The 16,866-nt window shown below is 64.7% G+C and carries 16 protein-coding genes; 8 read left to right on the forward strand and 8 right to left on the reverse strand.

The genetic code is table 11. The features are described 5' to 3' along the window. Window positions 1-6 precede the first annotated feature (6 nt). The 3 genes from grpE (at window position 7) to dnaJ (ending at window position 3,890) form a co-directional block, all read left to right on the forward strand. Window positions 7-585, forward strand: coding sequence for a nucleotide exchange factor GrpE (gene grpE / locus GPA27_RS00880; protein WP_169136841.1), 579 nt, complete (start codon window positions 7-9; stop codon window positions 583-585). 129 nt (window positions 586-714) lie between these two features. After that, on the forward strand, window positions 715-2,646 hold the full coding sequence (gene dnaK, locus GPA27_RS00885; protein ID WP_169136843.1) for a molecular chaperone DnaK: 1,932 nt from the start codon (window positions 715-717) through the stop codon (window positions 2,644-2,646). 116 nt (window positions 2,647-2,762) lie between these two features. After that, window positions 2,763-3,890 carry a molecular chaperone DnaJ gene (gene dnaJ, locus GPA27_RS00890; RefSeq protein ID WP_169136845.1) on the forward strand — a complete coding sequence of 376 codons (1,128 nt, stop codon included), beginning with the start codon at window positions 2,763-2,765 and terminating at the stop codon, window positions 3,888-3,890. Between the two features lie 113 nt (window positions 3,891-4,003). Here the strand turns inward: dnaJ and cysS are convergent, their stop codons facing one another. After that, on the reverse strand, window positions 4,004-5,386 hold the full coding sequence (cysS, locus tag GPA27_RS00895) for a cysteine--tRNA ligase (RefSeq protein ID WP_169136847.1): 1,383 nt from the start codon (window positions 5,384-5,386) through the stop codon (window positions 4,004-4,006). 204 nt (window positions 5,387-5,590) lie between these two features. Here cysS and GPA27_RS00900 point away from each other — a divergent pair, with 204 nt between their 5' ends. From GPA27_RS00900 to GPA27_RS00920, 5 genes are read left to right on the forward strand one after another with little or no spacing between them, the layout of a single operon-like run. Then, window positions 5,591-6,775, forward strand: a complete 1,185-nt coding sequence (locus GPA27_RS00900; RefSeq protein ID WP_169136848.1) for a nuclear transport factor 2 family protein — start codon at window positions 5,591-5,593, stop codon at window positions 6,773-6,775. Between the two features lie 35 nt (window positions 6,776-6,810). Then, entirely contained in the window at window positions 6,811-7,980 is a 1,170-nt protein-coding gene (locus GPA27_RS00905; protein WP_246260885.1) for a L,D-transpeptidase family protein, read from the forward strand. A 41-nt stretch (window positions 7,981-8,021) separates the two neighbouring features. After that, on the forward strand, window positions 8,022-8,600 hold the full coding sequence (locus GPA27_RS00910) for a peptidylprolyl isomerase (RefSeq protein WP_169136852.1): 579 nt from the start codon (window positions 8,022-8,024) through the stop codon (window positions 8,598-8,600). A gap of 20 nt (window positions 8,601-8,620) precedes the next feature. Beyond that, complete coding sequence (locus GPA27_RS00915; RefSeq protein ID WP_169136854.1) at window positions 8,621-9,115, forward strand: peptidylprolyl isomerase; 495 nt, start codon at window positions 8,621-8,623, stop codon at window positions 9,113-9,115. Between the two features lie 38 nt (window positions 9,116-9,153). Further along, window positions 9,154-9,870 carry a UDP-2,3-diacylglucosamine diphosphatase gene (locus tag GPA27_RS00920; RefSeq protein WP_169136856.1) on the forward strand — a complete coding sequence of 239 codons (717 nt, stop codon included), beginning with the start codon at window positions 9,154-9,156 and terminating at the stop codon, window positions 9,868-9,870. A 54-nt stretch (window positions 9,871-9,924) separates the two neighbouring features. Here the strand turns inward: GPA27_RS00920 and GPA27_RS00925 are convergent, their stop codons facing one another. Genes GPA27_RS00925 through trpA form a run of 7 tightly spaced genes read right to left on the reverse strand, consistent with a single transcriptional unit; the run spans window position 9,925 to window position 16,837 of the window. Further along, window positions 9,925-11,094 carry an O-succinylhomoserine sulfhydrylase gene (locus tag GPA27_RS00925; RefSeq protein WP_169136858.1) on the reverse strand — a complete coding sequence of 390 codons (1,170 nt, stop codon included), beginning with the start codon at window positions 11,092-11,094 and terminating at the stop codon, window positions 9,925-9,927. 19 nt (window positions 11,095-11,113) lie between these two features. After that, a complete protein-coding gene (gene purF / locus GPA27_RS00930) occupies window positions 11,114-12,637 on the reverse strand; it encodes an amidophosphoribosyltransferase (RefSeq protein ID WP_169136860.1) in 1,524 nt (507 codons plus the stop codon). 10 nt (window positions 12,638-12,647) lie between these two features. Then, window positions 12,648-13,139 carry a CvpA family protein gene (locus GPA27_RS00935; RefSeq protein WP_169136862.1) on the reverse strand — a complete coding sequence of 164 codons (492 nt, stop codon included), beginning with the start codon at window positions 13,137-13,139 and terminating at the stop codon, window positions 12,648-12,650. A gap of 19 nt (window positions 13,140-13,158) precedes the next feature. Continuing rightward, window positions 13,159-13,854 carry an SPOR domain-containing protein gene (locus GPA27_RS00940; RefSeq protein WP_169136864.1) on the reverse strand — a complete coding sequence of 232 codons (696 nt, stop codon included), beginning with the start codon at window positions 13,852-13,854 and terminating at the stop codon, window positions 13,159-13,161. Window positions 13,855-13,862: 8 nt separating this feature from the next. After that, window positions 13,863-15,140 (reverse strand): bifunctional tetrahydrofolate synthase/dihydrofolate synthase, encoded by a 1,278-nt coding sequence (gene folC / locus GPA27_RS00945; protein ID WP_169136866.1) that lies wholly within the window; start codon window positions 15,138-15,140, stop codon window positions 13,863-13,865. 15 nt (window positions 15,141-15,155) lie between these two features. After that, window positions 15,156-16,025 (reverse strand): acetyl-CoA carboxylase, carboxyltransferase subunit beta, encoded by an 870-nt coding sequence (gene accD, locus GPA27_RS00950; protein WP_169136868.1) that lies wholly within the window; start codon window positions 16,023-16,025, stop codon window positions 15,156-15,158. Next, entirely contained in the window at window positions 16,022-16,837 is an 816-nt protein-coding gene (gene trpA / locus GPA27_RS00955) for a tryptophan synthase subunit alpha (protein ID WP_169136870.1), read from the reverse strand. Before trpA ends, accD begins: the two co-directional genes overlap by 4 nt. Window positions 16,838-16,866: the final 29 nt, after the last annotated feature.

The raw sequence follows: 16,866 nt of genomic DNA on the forward strand, positions 1-16,866 counted from the left end.
CACCCCATGCAGGAAAACAAGCCCTACGCCGAGGCCCCCGAAGTGCTGCTGCAGGCCACTGCGGAACAATCCGGCAACGCCCCCCAGAGTGAAACGGCCGCCGAGCCCACGGGCGACAGGATGCCCAGCCTCGAGGAATCGCTGCGCCAGGCCGAACTGAAGGCCGCCGAGCACCACGATGCCTGGCTGCGGGCCAAGGCCGAGGGCGAAAACATCCGGCGGCGCGCGCAGGAAGACATCGCCAAGGCGTCGAAGTTCGCAGCGGAAAAGTTCGCAAATGCCATGCTGCCCGTCAAGGACAGCCTCGAGGCTGCACTGGCGACGGAGAACCAGACGATCGAAAGCCTGCGCGAAGGTGTCGAGTTGACCCTGAAACAGCTCGCCGCCGCCTTCCAGACCGCGGGCGTGACCGACGAGAACCCGGTCGGCAGCAAATTCGACCCTAACCGCCACCAGGCCATCGCAATGATCGAGGCCGATGGCGAACCGAACACCGTGGTGAGCGTGCTGCAAAAGGGCTACATGCTGCACGAGCGCGTGCTCCGTCCGGCAATGGTAACCGTCTCCAAGGGCAAGAGTGCCTGAGTTCGGGGCACCACTTGAAATCTGCGACGACACCCCTAACTAACTGACAACGCAATCCGGCAAGCCGAGGCCCCGAGCGGACCAAACCGCCCGCATCCCCGGCTCTCCCCTCACCCGAAAGGAACTGACATGGGCAAGATCATCGGCATCGACCTGGGCACCACCAACAGCTGCGTTTCCGTGATGGAAGGCGGCAAGCCCAAGGTCATCGAAAACTCCGAAGGCGCACGCACGACGCCATCGATCGTCGCGTATGCGGAGGACGGCGAAATCCTGACCGGCGCACCGGCGAAGCGCCAAGCGGTCACCAACGCACGGAACACCCTGTTCGCGGTGAAGCGTCTCATCGGCCGCCGCTTCGAGGAAAAGGAAGTGCAGAAGGACATCGACCTGATGCCCTTCACCATCTGCAAGGCCGACAACGGCGACGCCTGGGTCGAGGTGCGCGGCAAGAAGATCGCGCCGCCGCAGGTCTCCGCCGAGGTGCTGCGCAAGATGAAGAAAACCGCCGAAGACTACCTCGGCGAGGAAGTCACCGAAGCCGTCATCACCGTGCCGGCGTACTTCAACGACAGCCAGCGCCAGGCGACCAAGGACGCCGGCCGCATCGCCGGTCTTGAAGTCAAGCGCATCATCAACGAGCCGACCGCCGCGGCGCTCGCGTTCGGCATGGACAAGAAGCCGGGCGACTCGAAGATTGCCGTGTATGACCTCGGCGGTGGCACCTTCGACATCTCGATCATCGAGATCGCCGACATCGACGGCGAACACCAGTTCGAAGTGCTCGCCACCAACGGCGACACCTTCCTCGGCGGCGAGGACTTCGACCAGCGCCTGATCGACTACATCGTCACCGAGTTCAAGAAGGAACAGGGCGTCGACCTCAAGAACGACGTGCTCGCGCTGCAGCGCCTGAAGGAAGCGGCCGAGAAGGCCAAGATCGAGCTTTCGTCGTCGCAGCAGACCGAGGTGAACCTGCCCTACATTACCGCCGACGCGACCGGCCCCAAGCACCTCGCGATCAAGATCACCCGCGCGAAGTTCGAGTCGCTGGTGGACGACCTCGTCGAGCGCACCATCGAACCGTGCCGCATCGCACTGAAGGATGCGGGCGTGAAGGTCTCCGACATCGACGACGTGATCCTTGTCGGCGGCCAGACGCGCATGCCCAAGGTGCAGGACAAGGTCAAGGAGTTCTTTGGCAAGGAGCCGCGCAAGGACGTGAACCCGGACGAGGCCGTCGCGGTAGGCGCATCGATCCAGGGCGGCGTTCTGCAGGGCGAAGTCAAGGATGTGCTGCTGCTCGACGTCACCCCACTGTCGCTCGGCATCGAAACCCTCGGCGGCGTCATGACCAAGCTGATCCAGAAGAACACCACGATCCCGACCAAGGCTTCGCAGGTGTTCTCGACCGCGGACGATAACCAGAACGCAGTGACGATCCACGTGCTGCAGGGCGAGCGCGAAATGGCCAGCGGCAACAAGAGCCTCGGCCAGTTCAACCTGTCCGACATCCCGCCCGCGCCGCGCGGCATGCCGCAGATTGAGGTCACCTTCGACATCGACGCGAACGGCATCCTGCACGTGTCGGCGAAGGACAAGGCCACCGGCAAGGAAAACAAGATCAAGATCCAGGCCAACTCGGGTCTGTCGGACGACGAGATCCAGCGCATGGTGCAGGACGCCGCCGCGCACGCCGAAGAGGACAAGAAGGCACACGAACTGGTCGACGCCCGCAACCAGTGCGACGCGCTGGCGCATTCGGTGAAGAAGTCGCTCACCGAGTACGGCGACAAGATCGATGCCGACGAGAAGGCCAAGATCGAGGCCGCGATCAAGGACGCCGAGGAGTCGCTGAGGAGCAACGACAAGGCCACGATCGAAGCCAAGACCCAGGCCCTCGCGATGGCCAGTCAGAAGCTGGGCGAACAGATGTACGCCCAGGCCCAGGGCGCCGAAGCCGGCGCAACGGGTGCCGCAGGCGGCGCGTCGAGTGGATCGAAGGCGGCCGACGCCGACGTCGTGGACGCCGAGTTCACGGAAGTCAAAGACAAGAAGTGATCGCCCGCCGGGCGGCGAGATGATGGCCGAGCCGACGCCGGAGCAGCATTTCCGGCAGGCTCGGCCTTTGCATGACAGGGAGGCCCGTGCGGCCACCCCAGCCTGAGCGACAGGAAATGGCAACGAAACGGGATTACTACGACGTACTGGGTGTCAATCGCGACGCCTCGGACGACGAAATCAAGAAGGCCTACCGCAAGCTGGCCATGAAGCACCATCCGGACCGCAATCCGGACAGCAAGGACGCCGAGGACAAGTTCAAGGAGGCCAAGGAAGCCTACGAGATCCTCTCCGACGCACAGAAGCGCGGCGCCTACGACCGCTATGGCCACGCCGGCGTCGATCCGTCGGCCGGCGGAGGACCGGGCGGCCAGGGCTTCGACGGCTTTGCCGACGCGTTCTCGGACATCTTCGGCGACATCTTCGGCGGAGGTGGCGGCCGCGGCCGCTCGAATGTCTATCGCGGCGCAGACCTGCGCTACAACCTCGAGATTTCGCTGGAAGAAGCCGCACGCGGGGCGGAAAAGACGATCCGCATTCCGACCGTGGAAGAGTGCGACACCTGCCACGGCAGCGGCGCAAAGCCCGGCACCCAGCCCAAGCCCTGCCCCACCTGCGGCGGCGCCGGCCAGGTGCGCATCCAGCAAGGCTTCTTCTCGATCCAGCAGACCTGCCCAAAGTGCCACGGCACCGGGCGCATCATCCCCGACCCCTGCCGCGACTGCGGCGGCGCCGGCCGCGTGAAGCGCCAGAAGACGCTGGAGGTGAAGATTCCCGCGGGCATCGACGAAGGCATGCGACTGCGCCATGCGGGCCACGGCGAGCCCGGCGTCAATGGCGGCCCCCCGGGCGACCTCTACGTCGAGATCCACATCCGGCAGCACTCGGTGTTCCAGCGCGACCACGATGACCTGCACTGCGAGATGCCGATCAGCTTCACGACCGCCGCGCTGGGTGGAGAGATCGAGATCCCTACGCTCGAGGGCATGGCACGCCTCAAGATCCCGTCTGAAACGCAGAGCGGGAGGGTCTTCCGCCTGCGCGGCAAAGGCATCCGCAACGTGCGCTCTCAAGCGCACGGCGACCTGCTGTGCCACGTCGTCGTCGAGACCCCGGTGAACCTTACCGAGCGTCAGAAGGAGCTGCTGCGCGAATTCGAGGAAGTGTCACGCGGCGATGCCGATCGCCACAACCCCAAGGCCAAGTCCTGGATGGACAAGGTGAAGGAGTTCTTCGGCGGCTGACACCGCGCACGGATTGGCCGCACCAAGGAACTGCGGTGCAGCCGATCCGCAACCGCTGAATCTGCCCGACTGCGCCCCGCGTCGCGGGGCGCAAACCCATCAAACTCAAACGCTTATGCGCGCCGCCAGAGGGTCCCCTGCGGCGTATCCTCGAGCGCGATGCCCCGCGCCAGCAGGTCGGCACGGATCCGGTCCGCCTCGGCGAAATTCCTCGCCTTCTTGGCCTCGGCGCGCTGTTCGATCAGGACCTCGATCTCGCCGGCCTCGTCACTCCCCGCTTCCACAGTGCCGCCCTGAAGGAAGGCCACCGGATCGCGTCCGAGCAGGCCCAGCACCCCACCCAGGCCCTTCAGCTGTGCCGCCATGACTGCCGATCCGCCACGATTCGCCTCGTTCGCGAGATCGAACAGCACTGCGACCGCCTCGGCGGTATTGAAGTCGTCGTCCATGGCTTCGCGGAAGCGCCGCGCGTGCACCTCCTCCCAGTCGATCGGCGCACCCGCCGGCGCGACGTTGCGCAGCGCCGTGTACAGGCGCGTCAGCGACTGGCGGGCATCCTCGAGATGCGCGTCCGAGTAATTGAGCGGGCTGCGATAGTGCGCGCGGAGGATGAAGAAGCGCACCACCTCGGCGTCGTATTTCTTCAGCACGTCGCGGATCGTGAAGAAATTGCCGAGCGACTTCGACATCTTCTCGTCATCGACGCGGACGAAGCCGTTGTGCATCCAGTAGTTCACGAAGGTGTGCCCATGGGCACCTTCCGACTGCGCGATTTCGTTTTCATGGTGCGGGAACTGCAGGTCCTGCCCGCCACCGTGGATGTCGAAATGCTCGCCGAGCAGGTCCGAGCTCATCGCGGAGCATTCGATGTGCCAGCCGGGGCGACCCTCGCCCCACGGCGACGCCCATTTCACCTCCGCCGGCTCTTCGGCACGTGCATGCTTCCACAGCACGAAATCCAGCGGATCCTGCTTCTCGCCCGCAATTTCCACTCGCTCGCCCGCACGCAACTCGTCGAGCGACTTGCCCGACAACTTGCCGTAGCCGTCGAACTTGCGCACCGAATAGCACACGTCGCGGTTCTCCGCGACGTAAGCGAGCCCCTTGTGGCGCAGCCGCTCGATCAGGGATTGCATCTGCCCCACGTACTCCGTCGCACGCGGCTCATGGTCGGGCCGCATCACGCCGAGCGCGTCGGCATCCTCGTGCATCGCGGCGATGAATCGGTCGGTCAGCAAACGGATCGATTCGCCGTTCTCACCGGCACGGCGAATGATCTTGTCATCGATATCCGTAATGTTTCTGACATAAACGAGATCAAGACCGCTCGATCGCAGCCAGCGCGCGACCATGTCGAACACAACCATTACGCGGGCATGACCCAGATGACAAAGGTCATACACGGTCATGCCGCAGACATACATCCGAACCTTTCCGGGCTCGATCGGAACGAAGATTTCTTTCTTTCGCGTCAGTGTGTTGTGGATCTGAAGCATGGCATTTTCCGCAAGGCGGCACAGAAAGACAGCATTCGACGGGACGGTATTCCGCGCCAGAGAGGAGCGCCATCCGGAAAGCGTCGGGGAGGACCGCCACGTTCGCACCGGCACGGCTACCCCGCCGTGATGCGGCTCCCGTTATTTGATAGAATGTTGCGTTAAATCCGCGTGGATCAACGGAAACCGAGCGATTCTAACACAATGAACATGCGTCCCAATTCAGCCTTGGCCGTGATGGCCCTCATCCTCAGCCTTGGCTCGGCTCCGCTGCTGCATGCGGCCGACAACGTCGCCCAGATTCAGTCGCTCGTGAATCAGGGTCAGCATGCGCAGGCGCTGGCAATGGCCGACCGGGTGCTCGCGGGCAACGCCAAGGAACCGCAGGCGCGCTTCCTCAAGGGAATCGCACTGACCGAACTCAACCGCCCGGACGAAGCCGTCGCGGTATTCCAGAAGCTCACCGAGGACTTCCCGGAACTGCCGGAGCCCTATAACAACCTCGCCGTCTTGTACGCTCAGCAGCGCCAGTACGACAAGGCGCGCTCTGCCCTCGAAATGGCAATTCGCACCCACCCGAGCTACGCGACCGCACACGAGAACCTCGGCGACGTCTACGCACGGCTCGCGAGTCAAGCCTACGACAAGGCCTTGCAGCTGGACTCGGCGAACGCCGCTGCACAGTCCAAGCTCGCGTTGATCCGCGAGATGATGTCCTCCGGTTCGCGGACGCGCGTTGGGGGGCAGGCCGCACCGACACGCACTGCCGCCGTGGCGCCGGCAGCGGCACCCGCCCCGGCACCGGCGGCAGCCGCGGTTGCTGCAACTCCCGCAGCACCCGCCACGCCCGTGCCGACCAACGCTGCGCCTGCCCCTTTGGCCAAGCCGGCTGCACCTGTCGCGGCGCCGGCCGCCGCGGCTGCGCCGACTGCCGCGGCCACATCGCCCGCACCTGCGGCCGCCGCACCTGCTGCGGCCGCCGCACCTGCGGCCGCTGCGGCACGAACCGTCCGCGCGGCAACGTCGGAACCGGTTGCAGTCGACGCCAGCGCCGAGCGCGAAGCGCTGCAAACGGTCGAAGCATGGGCCAAGGCATGGGCGCGCAAGGACGTGAAAACTTACCTCGGCTTCTACGACAAGGAGTTCCTCACCCCGGGCGGCGTGTCCCGCAAGGCGTGGGAAGACGAACGCGAACAGCGCGTAGGTAAACCCGGCCGCATTGCCGTCGACATCGAGAAGCCCACCGCCAAGGTGGACGGCGAGGTGGCAACCGTACGTTTTCGCCAGAACTACGAGTCCGCCGGCTTCAGCTCCAGCACGACCAAGACGCTCGAACTCGTCAAGCGTAACGGTTCGTGGCGCATCCGCCAGGAGCGCGTCGGAGGATGAAGGGAGTATCCATCGGACGAATAGCATTCGTCCGCATGCTGGTCACATTGGCCGCGGCAACCCTGCCGCTGGCCGCTGCTTCCGCTCCACACGGCATCTCGGATTCCGGCCCGGATGCATCGCTTGACTACGTCTTCACCGAGATCGAAGCAAACCGGCTGGACGCGGCACTCGAACGAACCGAGGAAGTGCTGCGCGTCTACCCCAACTTCCGGCTTGCCCATCTGATCAAGGGGGACCTGCTGCTGGCACGCTCCAAACCGATCTCGACGTTCGGCAATGCGCCAGCACCCGCCGAGCGGGTCAACGAACTGCGCGACGAAGCTATCGCCCGACTGCGCGCGTATCGCGAACGGCCCACAGCGGCGAGCTACATCCCGCGCTACCTCCTGCAGATGGGGCCGGACCAGCGCTTTGCGGTCGTCGTCGACACCAAGCGGGCACGCCTGTACGTATACGCCAACGAAGGCGGGAAGCCGCGCTTCGTCGCCGACTATTACATCAGTCACGGCAAGGCCGGCACGGACAAGCGCGTCGAGGGCGACAACAAGACGCCGCTTGGCGTGTATGAGGTGACCTCCTTCATCGAGCAGGCCAAGCTGCCGGATCTGTACGGCAGCGGCGCCTTCCCGATCAATTACCCCAACGAGTGGGATCGACGGCTCGGCCGCACCGGGCACGGAATCTGGCTGCACGGGACACCGAGCAACACCTACGCCCGCCCGCCGCTCTCGTCCGAGGGCTGTGTCACGCTCGCGAACCAGGACTTTCTCAAGCTTTCGAACTTCGTCGAGCCCGGGCTCACGCCGGTAATCATCAGCAACGAGATCGAATGGCTGTCACTGGACGACTGGCAGGCCGAACGCCGCAACCTGCAGCTTGCGATCGAGGACTGGCGCCGGGACTGGGAAAAGACCGGAGAAGTGGGCCGGTACCTCTCGCACTATTCGAAGGACTTTCGCAGCGATACCCAGAATCTCGCGGAATGGTCGGAGCAGAAGCGCAAGGTCGCAGCCAGCCGCCAGTGGATCAAGGTGCGCCTCGACAAATTGAGCATGTTCCGGAATCCGGGGCGCGACGATATCGTGGTCGTGACCTTCGAGCAGGACTATCGCAGCGACGACCTGTCCGACCGTGTCCGCAAGCGCCAGTATTGGCTCAAGGAAGGCGGTCGCTGGAAGATCGTCTATGAAGGCAAGGCCTGACGGCCGTCAGATATTTTTTTACTCCCGAACGGAAGGTCGACATGAAGCGCCTATTCGCAAGTCTGTTCCTTTTCCTCTGGTGCGCCATCGCACAGGCCGCCAATCCCGTTGTGGAACTGCGCACCAACCAGGGGACGATCCTCCTCGAACTATTTGCTGACAAGGCACCCAAGTCGGTGGAAAACTTCCTCGAGTACGCGAAGAGCGGGCACTACAGCGGCACGATCTTCCACCGCGTCATCGACGGTTTCATGGTCCAGGGCGGAGGTTTCGACGGATCGCTGAATCAGAAGCCCACGCGCGCACCGATCGAGAATGAGGCCAAGAACGGGCTGCGCAACGAAACGGGGACGCTCGCTATGGCACGGACCTCCGACCCGCATTCCGCGACCGCGCAATTCTTCATCAACCTCGTCGACAACAGCTTCCTCGACTACCCGTCCCGCGACGGGTGGGGCTATGCGGTGTTCGGCAAGGTCACGAGCGGCATGGACGTCGTGCAGAAGATCGGCAAGACGCGCACCGGCCTCGTTCGCGGCATGCGCGACGTCCCGGCGGAACCGATGATCATCGAGTCGGTCCGCCTCGTCGAGACCGCCAAGACCGGCCAAACCAAGTAACGCCCCCCAAGGAGCCCAACATGGCAGTCAAGCTTCATACGAATCACGGCACGATCACCCTCGAACTCGACGCCGACAAGGCACCCGAGACGGTCAAGAACTTCCTCGACTACGTCAGCGCCGGTCATTACGACAACACGGTCTTCCATCGCGTGATCAAGAATTTCATGATCCAGGGCGGCGGTTTCGAGCCCGGCATGAAGCAGAAGCCCACCCGCGCAGAGATCAAGAATGAGGCCGATAACGGCCTGAAGAACCTGACAGGCACGATCGCGATGGCCCGGACCCAGGCGCCCCACTCCGCCACGGCCCAGTTCTTCATCAACGTCGTCGATAACGACTTCCTCAATTTCCGCTCGCCGGATATCCAGGGCTGGGGCTACTGCGTTTTCGGGCGCGTCACCGAAGGCATGGACGTCGTGAACAGCATCCGCGCGGTGCGTACGGGTTCGAGCGGTTTCCACCAGGACGTGCCGGTCGAGGACGTCATCATCGAACGCGCCGAAATCGTCTGATTTGGCCGGGCCGACCTGTATCAGCATTGCGAACGCGCATGTCGGCCCTCTTCATCGCGGATCTCCATCTCGCGGACCAGCGCCCGGACAATACCCGCGCGTTCCTCGACTTGCTTGCAGGGCGAGCGCGCGAGGTAGGCTCGCTGTACATCCTCGGAGATCTGTTCGAGTACTGGGCCGGTGACGACGATCGCGATTCGCCGCTGAATCGCGAGATCGGCGACGCCCTTGCGACACTCGCGGCGCGGGGTACGCAAATCGGCTTTGTCGCCGGAAATCGCGACTTCCTCGTCGGCGAGCACTTTGCCCGCCGCGCCGGACTGATCATCCTCTCGGATCCGACGGTCGTCGATCTCGACGGCCGTCGGGTGCTGCTTACTCACGGCGACACCCTCTGCACCGACGACCATGCCTACCAGGCTTTCCGGCAACAGGTCCGCGACCCGCAGTGGCAGAGGGCATTTCTTGCGCGCCCCCTCGAAGAACGCAAGCAGGTGATCGACGGCCTGCGTCGGCACAGCGAAACGGCCAAGCAGGAAAAGGCCATGGAAATCATGGACGTTAACACGGCAGCAGTGGATGCCCTGCTGCGTGCCCACGGCTACCCGACGCTCATCCACGGCCACACGCACCGGCCGGCACGCCATCTGCATCAGGTGGACGGCCGGGCCTGCGAGCGCTGGGTCCTCTCCGATTGGCGCGGAACGGCGAGTTGGCTGCTTTGGGACGGCACGGACTTCCGCCCCGGCCCTTAAGTAAATTCCGCAGACCACACGGCGAGCGCCAGCCGCTCGCCGCCGCGCCGACTGTCAGGCCGTGAGGCCGCGCGCGAGATCCGCGCGCAAGTCCCCAACCGCCTCCAGACCGACAGCGATCCGCAGCAGTCCCTCGGTAATGCCTGCGGCAGCACGTGCTTCGGCACTGATCCGCCCATGCGTCGTGGACGCCGGATGCGTGATGGTGGTCTTGGTATCGCCAAGGTTCGCAGTGATCGAGATCATGCGCGTCGAATCCACGACTCGCCATGCCCCCTCGCGCCCGCCGCCAACCTCGAAGCTGACAATTGCGCCGCCGGACTTCTGCTGCCGCATCGCGAGGTCGTGCTGCGGATGGGAGAACAGGCCGGGGTAGTACACCCGCTCGACACCCGGCTGTTGCTCGAGCCAGCGCGCGAGTTCGAGCGCCGTCGCCGACTGCGCCTCCATGCGAATGCGCAGGGTTTCCAGCCCCTTCAGAATCACCCACGCATTGAACGGCGAAATCGAGGGTCCCGCCGTGCGCAGGAACTTCAGCACTTCGTCGACGATGACCTTGTTGCCGACAACTGCCCCACCCAGCACCCGCCCCTGCCCGTCGAGGTATTTCGTCGCCGAATGCACGACGACATCGGCGCCCAGTTCGAGTGGGCGCTGCAGCGCAGGCGTGCAGAAACAGTTATCGACTGCGAGGATTGCGCCGCCAGCATGGGCGATCTCGGCCACGGCGGCGATGTCGATAACCTCGGTGAGGGGGTTCGACGGCGTCTCGATGAAGAACAGCCGCGTGCGCGCCTTGATCGCAGCGCGATAGGCATCGAGGTCGGTCGCGGGCACAAAGGTCGTCTCGATGCCGAATTTCGCGAGGATCGTCCCGAAGAGCTGCTGCGTCGCCCCGAAGAGCCCCATCGACGCGACCACGTGGTCACCGGCCTGCAGGGTCGCCATGGCGAGCGACAGGATCGCGGCCATGCCCGATGCGGTGGCGACGCAGGCTTCGCCGCCTTCGAGGGCGGCGAGGCGCTGCTGCATCGCCGTCACGGTCGGATTCGTGAAGCGCGCGTAGACGTTGCCCTCGTCCGCGCCCGAGAAGCGGGCCGCGGCCTGCGCGGCGCTCTCGAAGACGAAGCTCGACGTGAGATAGAGGGCTTCGCTATGTTCATTGAACTGGCTGCGCGCAATGCCCGCGCGCACCGCCAGGGTGTCGAACTCGTAGTCGCTCATGTCCGCTCAGTTGTCCTGCTCAGTTGTCCTGATTGGCAACCAGGTTCAAGTCGAGTTGTCCGCCTTCACCGTCGTCGCCCGATTTGGTCTCGCCGCGCTGGTTCTCGACGCCATTCAGGTATTCGGGCGTGATGTCGCCGGTGATGTAGGTGCCGTCGAAACAGGACGTCTCGAAGAACTTGATTGCGGGGTTGACAGCCCGCACGGCAGCCTTGAGATCGGCGAGATCCTGATAGATCAGTCCGTCCGCTCCGATGACACGGCAGATCTCTTCCTCGTTGCGGTCGGCCGCGATCAGTTCGGTCCGGGTCGGCATGTCGATGCCGTAGACGTTCGCATAGCGAACCGGCGGCGCCGCAGAAGCGAGGTACACCTTCACGGCGCCGGCGTCGCGGGCCATGGTGACGATCTCGCGGCTGGTGGTACCGCGCACGATCGAGTCGTCGACCAGCAGCACCTTCTTGCCCTTGAATTCCTGCGGGATGGTATTGAGCTTCTGGCGCACCGACTTACGCCGGGTCGCCTGGCCGGGCATGATGAAGGTGCGCCCGATATAGCGGTTCTTCACGAAACCTTCGCGGTACGGAAGGTTCAGCCGGTGGGCCATCTCCATCGCAGAAGGACGGCTGGAATCGGGGATGGGGATCACGACGTCGATGTCCGCGTGGGGTACGACGCGCTTGAGCTTGTCGGCGAGGAATTCGCCCATTTTCACGCGCGACTCGTATACCGACACTCCGTCGATCACCGAATCCGGACGCGCGAGGTACACGAACTCGAACATGCACGGCGCTTCGACCGTCTTTTCCGCACACTGGCGGCTGCGGAAATTGCCCTGCGTGTCGATGAGGATCGCTTCGCCCGGCGCCACGTCACGCAGTGTCTTGAAGCCGAGCACGTCCATCGCCACCGACTCGGATGCCACGAGCCACTCTTGGCCGCCGTCGACATCATTGCGCCCGACGACCAGCGGACGAATGCCGAACGGATCGCGGAACGCCAGCAGGCCGAAGCCGGCGATCATCACGACGACCGCGTAAGCGCCACGGCAGCGACGATGCACGCCCGCCACGGCGCGGAACACGGCATCCTCGTCGAGCTTGAAGCCCTTCGCAGCGGCCTGCAGTTCGTGCGCGAGCACGTTCAGCAGCACCTCCGAATCGGAATTGGTATTGATGTGGCGAAGGTCCGAGAGGAACATCTCACGCTTCAGTTCCTCGGAATTCGTCAGGTTGCCGTTATGGGCCAGCAGCAGGCCGAAAGGCGAATTGACGTAGAAAGGCTGCGCTTCGGCCGGATTGCACGCCGACCCCGCAGTCGGGTAACGGACATGGCCGATACCCCAATTGCCTTCCAGATTGCGCATGTTGCGCGTGCGGAACACGTCGCGCACGAGCCCTGGCCCCTTGTGCATGAGGAAGCGCCCCCCCTCCGACGTCGCGATGCCTGCCGCATCCTGTCCGCGGTGCTGCAGCACCTGCAGGCCGTCATAGAGCAACTGATTGACCGGGGATTTTGCAACGACCCCAATGATTCCGCACATGGAATAGCACCTATCTGAATCGAATCTTTGTAGCCACCACATCGGGCAGCCACGGTTTGGCAGCAATGACCGCCGTCTCCAGCGGAGGAGCAAACATCGCGTTGGACCACCACGGTTCACGCGCAATCCCGATCAGACCGCCGAGCAGCACCACCGCGAGGGCGATGGCAATACCGCGGGCGACACCGAAAAATGCTCCGAACACCCGGTCGGCAGTGCCCAACCCGACCGCCTTGAGCAGCTCGCGAAGCAGGAAGCGCAACAACGCAGCCAGCATCAGGACCGCGACGAAGATCAGCGCGAATCCCGCAATCTGGCGCCAGGCCGGATCGACGATCATGCCGCCGAACAGCACTGCCGCATCCCCCGCGTAGCGCCATGCCGCAAAGAGGGCAACCGCCCATGCGAGCAGCGCGATCACCTCGCTGACCAATCCGCGCCACATGCCGACTGCTGCCGACAACGCGAGAACGCCGAGGAACACATAATCGAATACCGTCATCGCAGTGATCTGCGCGAGCTCATTTCGGCACGACCGAACCGCCCATTCCGCTCGCCCGGACCCGCTGGGCAGCCTTTTCGGCGTCGTCGCGTCCGCCGAACGGCCCGACCCGCACGCGCGTCATCGCGCCGACCTTCTCAGTGTAGGCGGCGAAACCCCGTCTTTTGAGGTCTGCCGCAATCGACGCGGCCTTGCCACCATCGCCGAAGGCACCGATCTGGACGACAAAGGCACTTCCCGCCACCGTGGGGGGAGGCAACGCCTGCTTGCCTTCGAGAATCGCTTGGGCGCGAGCGCTATCGGTTAGAGCGTCCTTAGCCGCCGGCTTCACGGGCTCGACCGCAGCGCTTGCCGAACCGGACACCCGTGGTACATCGGGTGTCGCGGGCGCAGGAGCCGGACGTTGCGCAGGCGGCACACTTGCGCTGGTTTCCTGCCTCGGCGCCTCGGGTGAACCCGCAGCGGGCGGTTGCTCCTCGGGCGGAGGCGCCAGTTGCGGATCGGGGTCACGCGCCGGCCGACTGGCAATGGGGCGCGAGAGCGTGTTGTCGGCCTCGCGGTCGGGGATCGTGACCTGTATATCCTGAGCCGGGGCGCTCGGCTCCTGATCCATCACCATGGGGAGGATGATCGCGGCGAGCAACGCCAGAGCGGCCGCCCCCACCAAGCGACGCCTGGCGCGCTTCTTGAGTTCGACGTTGTCGCTATCGGTCACGCGGAGCCTCAATGACGAGCGGCGCGGACGGCTGCCAGCACATCCGCGACCGTCAGGAACGAGCCAAAGGCTACGATTCTATCACCCTCGCCTGCAGTTTTCCGGGCAGCCGCATAGGCCTCCGCGGGGCTCTCGAAACGCAGGATATCGCCGCGCACGCCGACGCTGCGCAGGCGCTGCTCGAGACGCTCGGCGCTGAGCCCGCGCGCACCGGGGAGACTGACGAGCATCCAGTGATCGACGCGATCCTGGATCAGTTTCACCACGCCTTCCACGTCCTTGTCCGCGAGCATGCCCAGAACTGCCCACGTCTCCGGGAAGAAGCCCATGTTGGACAGGTTCTCGGACAGCACGCCCGCGGCCTGCGGATTATGCGCGACGTCGAGTACCACCGAGGGTCGTCCGGGCAGCACCTGGAAGCGCCCGGGCAGCTCGACGAGCATCAGCCCCTGGCGGACCGCCTGCATGGATACGGGAATCCGCTGTCGCAGGGTTTCCAGCGCCATCAGCACTGCCGACGCATTCAGGAGCTGATTGGCCCCGCGCAACGCAGGATAGGCAAGCCCCCCTCGGCGCGCGCCGCCCTTGCTCCACCAAGTCCATTGGGTGCGGTCACCGCTGAATCCAAAATCCTCGCCAACCAGCTTCAGGTCGGCGCCGATCGCACGCGCATGGTCGACCAGCGTGGCGGGGACCATCGGATCGGAACAGATCGCCGGACGCCCCGCGCGGAAAATGCCGGCCTTCTCGAAGCCGATCTTCTCTCGCGTGTCGCCCAGCCAGTCCATATGGTCCATCGCGATTCCAGTCACGATGGCGCAGTCGGGCTCGAGCACATTTACCGCGTCGAGGCGCCCACCGAGGCCGACTTCGAGGATCACGACGTCGAGCTGCGCACGGCAAAATGCCCACCAGGCGGCAAGCGTGCCGTGCTCGAAATAGGTCAGCGGAGTCCCGTCGCGCGCCTCCTCGACGGCGCGAAAGGCGTCCATCAGGATCTGGTCATCGACCTCGCGTCCTTCGATGCGCACGCGCTCGTTGTAACGCAGCAGGTGCGGGGATGTGTAGCAGCCGACGCGATATCCGGCGGCGAGCAGGATCGCCTCGAGCATCGCGCAGGTCGAGCCCTTGCCGTTCGTGCCTCCAACGGTGATCACCACGGCATCGCTGCGCACGCCGAGCGCATCGCGCACGCGGGATACGCGATCCAGGCCTAGCTGGATCTGGACTGCATGGCGGCTTTCGAGCAGCTCGAGCCAGCCGCTCAGGGAATCGGGAAGATGCATGAAGTGGATCGGGAATCAGACGCCAATGGCGGGCTGGCGCGTCAGCAGGGTCAGAAGTTCGGCGACCTTCGAACGCATCTCGCGCCGATCGACAATCATGTCGATCGCGCCCTTCTCCAGCAGGAACTCGGAGCGCTGAAATCCCTCGGGCAGGGTTTCGCGCACGGTCTGCTCGATCACGCGCGGCCCCGCAAAACCGATCAGGGCGCCCGGTTCGGCGATCACGACGTCGCCCATGAACGCGAAACTGGCCGACACGCCCCCCATCGTGGGGTCGGTGAGGATGGTGAGGAACGGCAGCTTGCGCTCGGCGAGCTGCGTGATCGCAGCCGTCGTCTTGGCCATCTGCATCAGCGAGAACAGGCCCTCCTGCATCCGGGCGCCGCCGGTGGCGGTGATGCAGATGAAAGGGAGGCGCTGCTCCACGGCCGCCTTGGCGCCACGCACGAAGCGCTCGCCGACGACCGACCCCATCGATCCGCCGAGAAAATCGAACTCGAAGCAGGCGACCACGACCGGCACGGTCAGGATGGAACCCTGCATCACGACCATCGCGTCGGCTTCGCCGGTATCGTCGTTAGCCGCCGACAGCCGCTCGGTGTAGCGCCGCGAGTCCTTGAACTTCAGCGGATCGACCGGCACCACCTCGCTGCCGATCTCGAAACGCGCTTCCGCATCGAGCAGCTGATCGAGCCGGGCCCGTGCGCGCAGGCGCTGGTGGTGACCGCACTTCGGGCACACGCTCTGGTTGCTTTCGAGATCGGAACGGTAGAGCACTGCCTCGCATGCCGAGCACTTGCTCCACAGGCCTTCCGGAATCGACTTGCGCGCAGCGCTCTCGGCGCGCTTGATCTTCGGCGGCAGCAGTTTCTGAAGCCAACTCATCGCGGAGCTCCTTGGATCTGGTCGAGCGCAGCACGCACGCCCTCAACGAAGTTCTTAACCCGGGCTACCGCCTGATCGCGCGGACTGTTTTCGATTTCCTCGATGATGCGACTGCCGATCACGACCGCGTCGGCAACCTCGCCGATACGGCGGGCCGATTCGGCATCGCGGATGCCGAATCCGACGCCGACCGGCATACCGACGCCCTGGCGAATCTGCGGCATGCGCGCGGCGACATCGTTGAAATCGAGCGCGCCCGAGCCGGTTACCCCTTTGAGCGACACGTAGTAGATGTAGCCGCTGCCGATGGTCGCGACCTCACGGATGCGCTGTTCGGTGGAAGTCGGCGCCAGCAGGAAGATCGGATCCATGCCGCCCGCCTTGAGCGCACGCGCAAACGCTTCGCATTCCTCTGGCGGGTAATCGACAACGAGGGCTCCGTCCACGCCGGCAGCGCCGGCTGCGGCGACGAACCGATCGACGCCCATGGCCTCGATCGGGTTCGCATAGCCCATCAGGACGACCGGCGTGTCGGAATTCGTTGCGCGGAAGTCGGACACCAGCGCGAGCACCTTGCGCAGGCTCATCCCGTTGAGGAGCGCACGCTCGGACGCGCGCTGGATGGTCGGGCCGTCCGCCATCGGGTCGGAGAACGGAACGCCCAGTTCAATGATGTCCGCCCCGCCATCGACGAGCGCATGCATCAGCGGCACGGTGAGTTCGGGAGCGGGGTCGCCCGCGGTGATGAAGGGGATCAGCGCCCGCCGCCCCGAGGCCTGCAGGCTCTGAAAAACTGTCTGGATTCTGGACATAAGCGGTATCGGGATGCGCGGGCCCGTCA

The organism is Aromatoleum toluolicum, assembly GCF_012911005.2.
Taxonomy (GTDB): Bacteria; Pseudomonadota; Gammaproteobacteria; order Burkholderiales; family Rhodocyclaceae; genus Aromatoleum; species Aromatoleum toluolicum.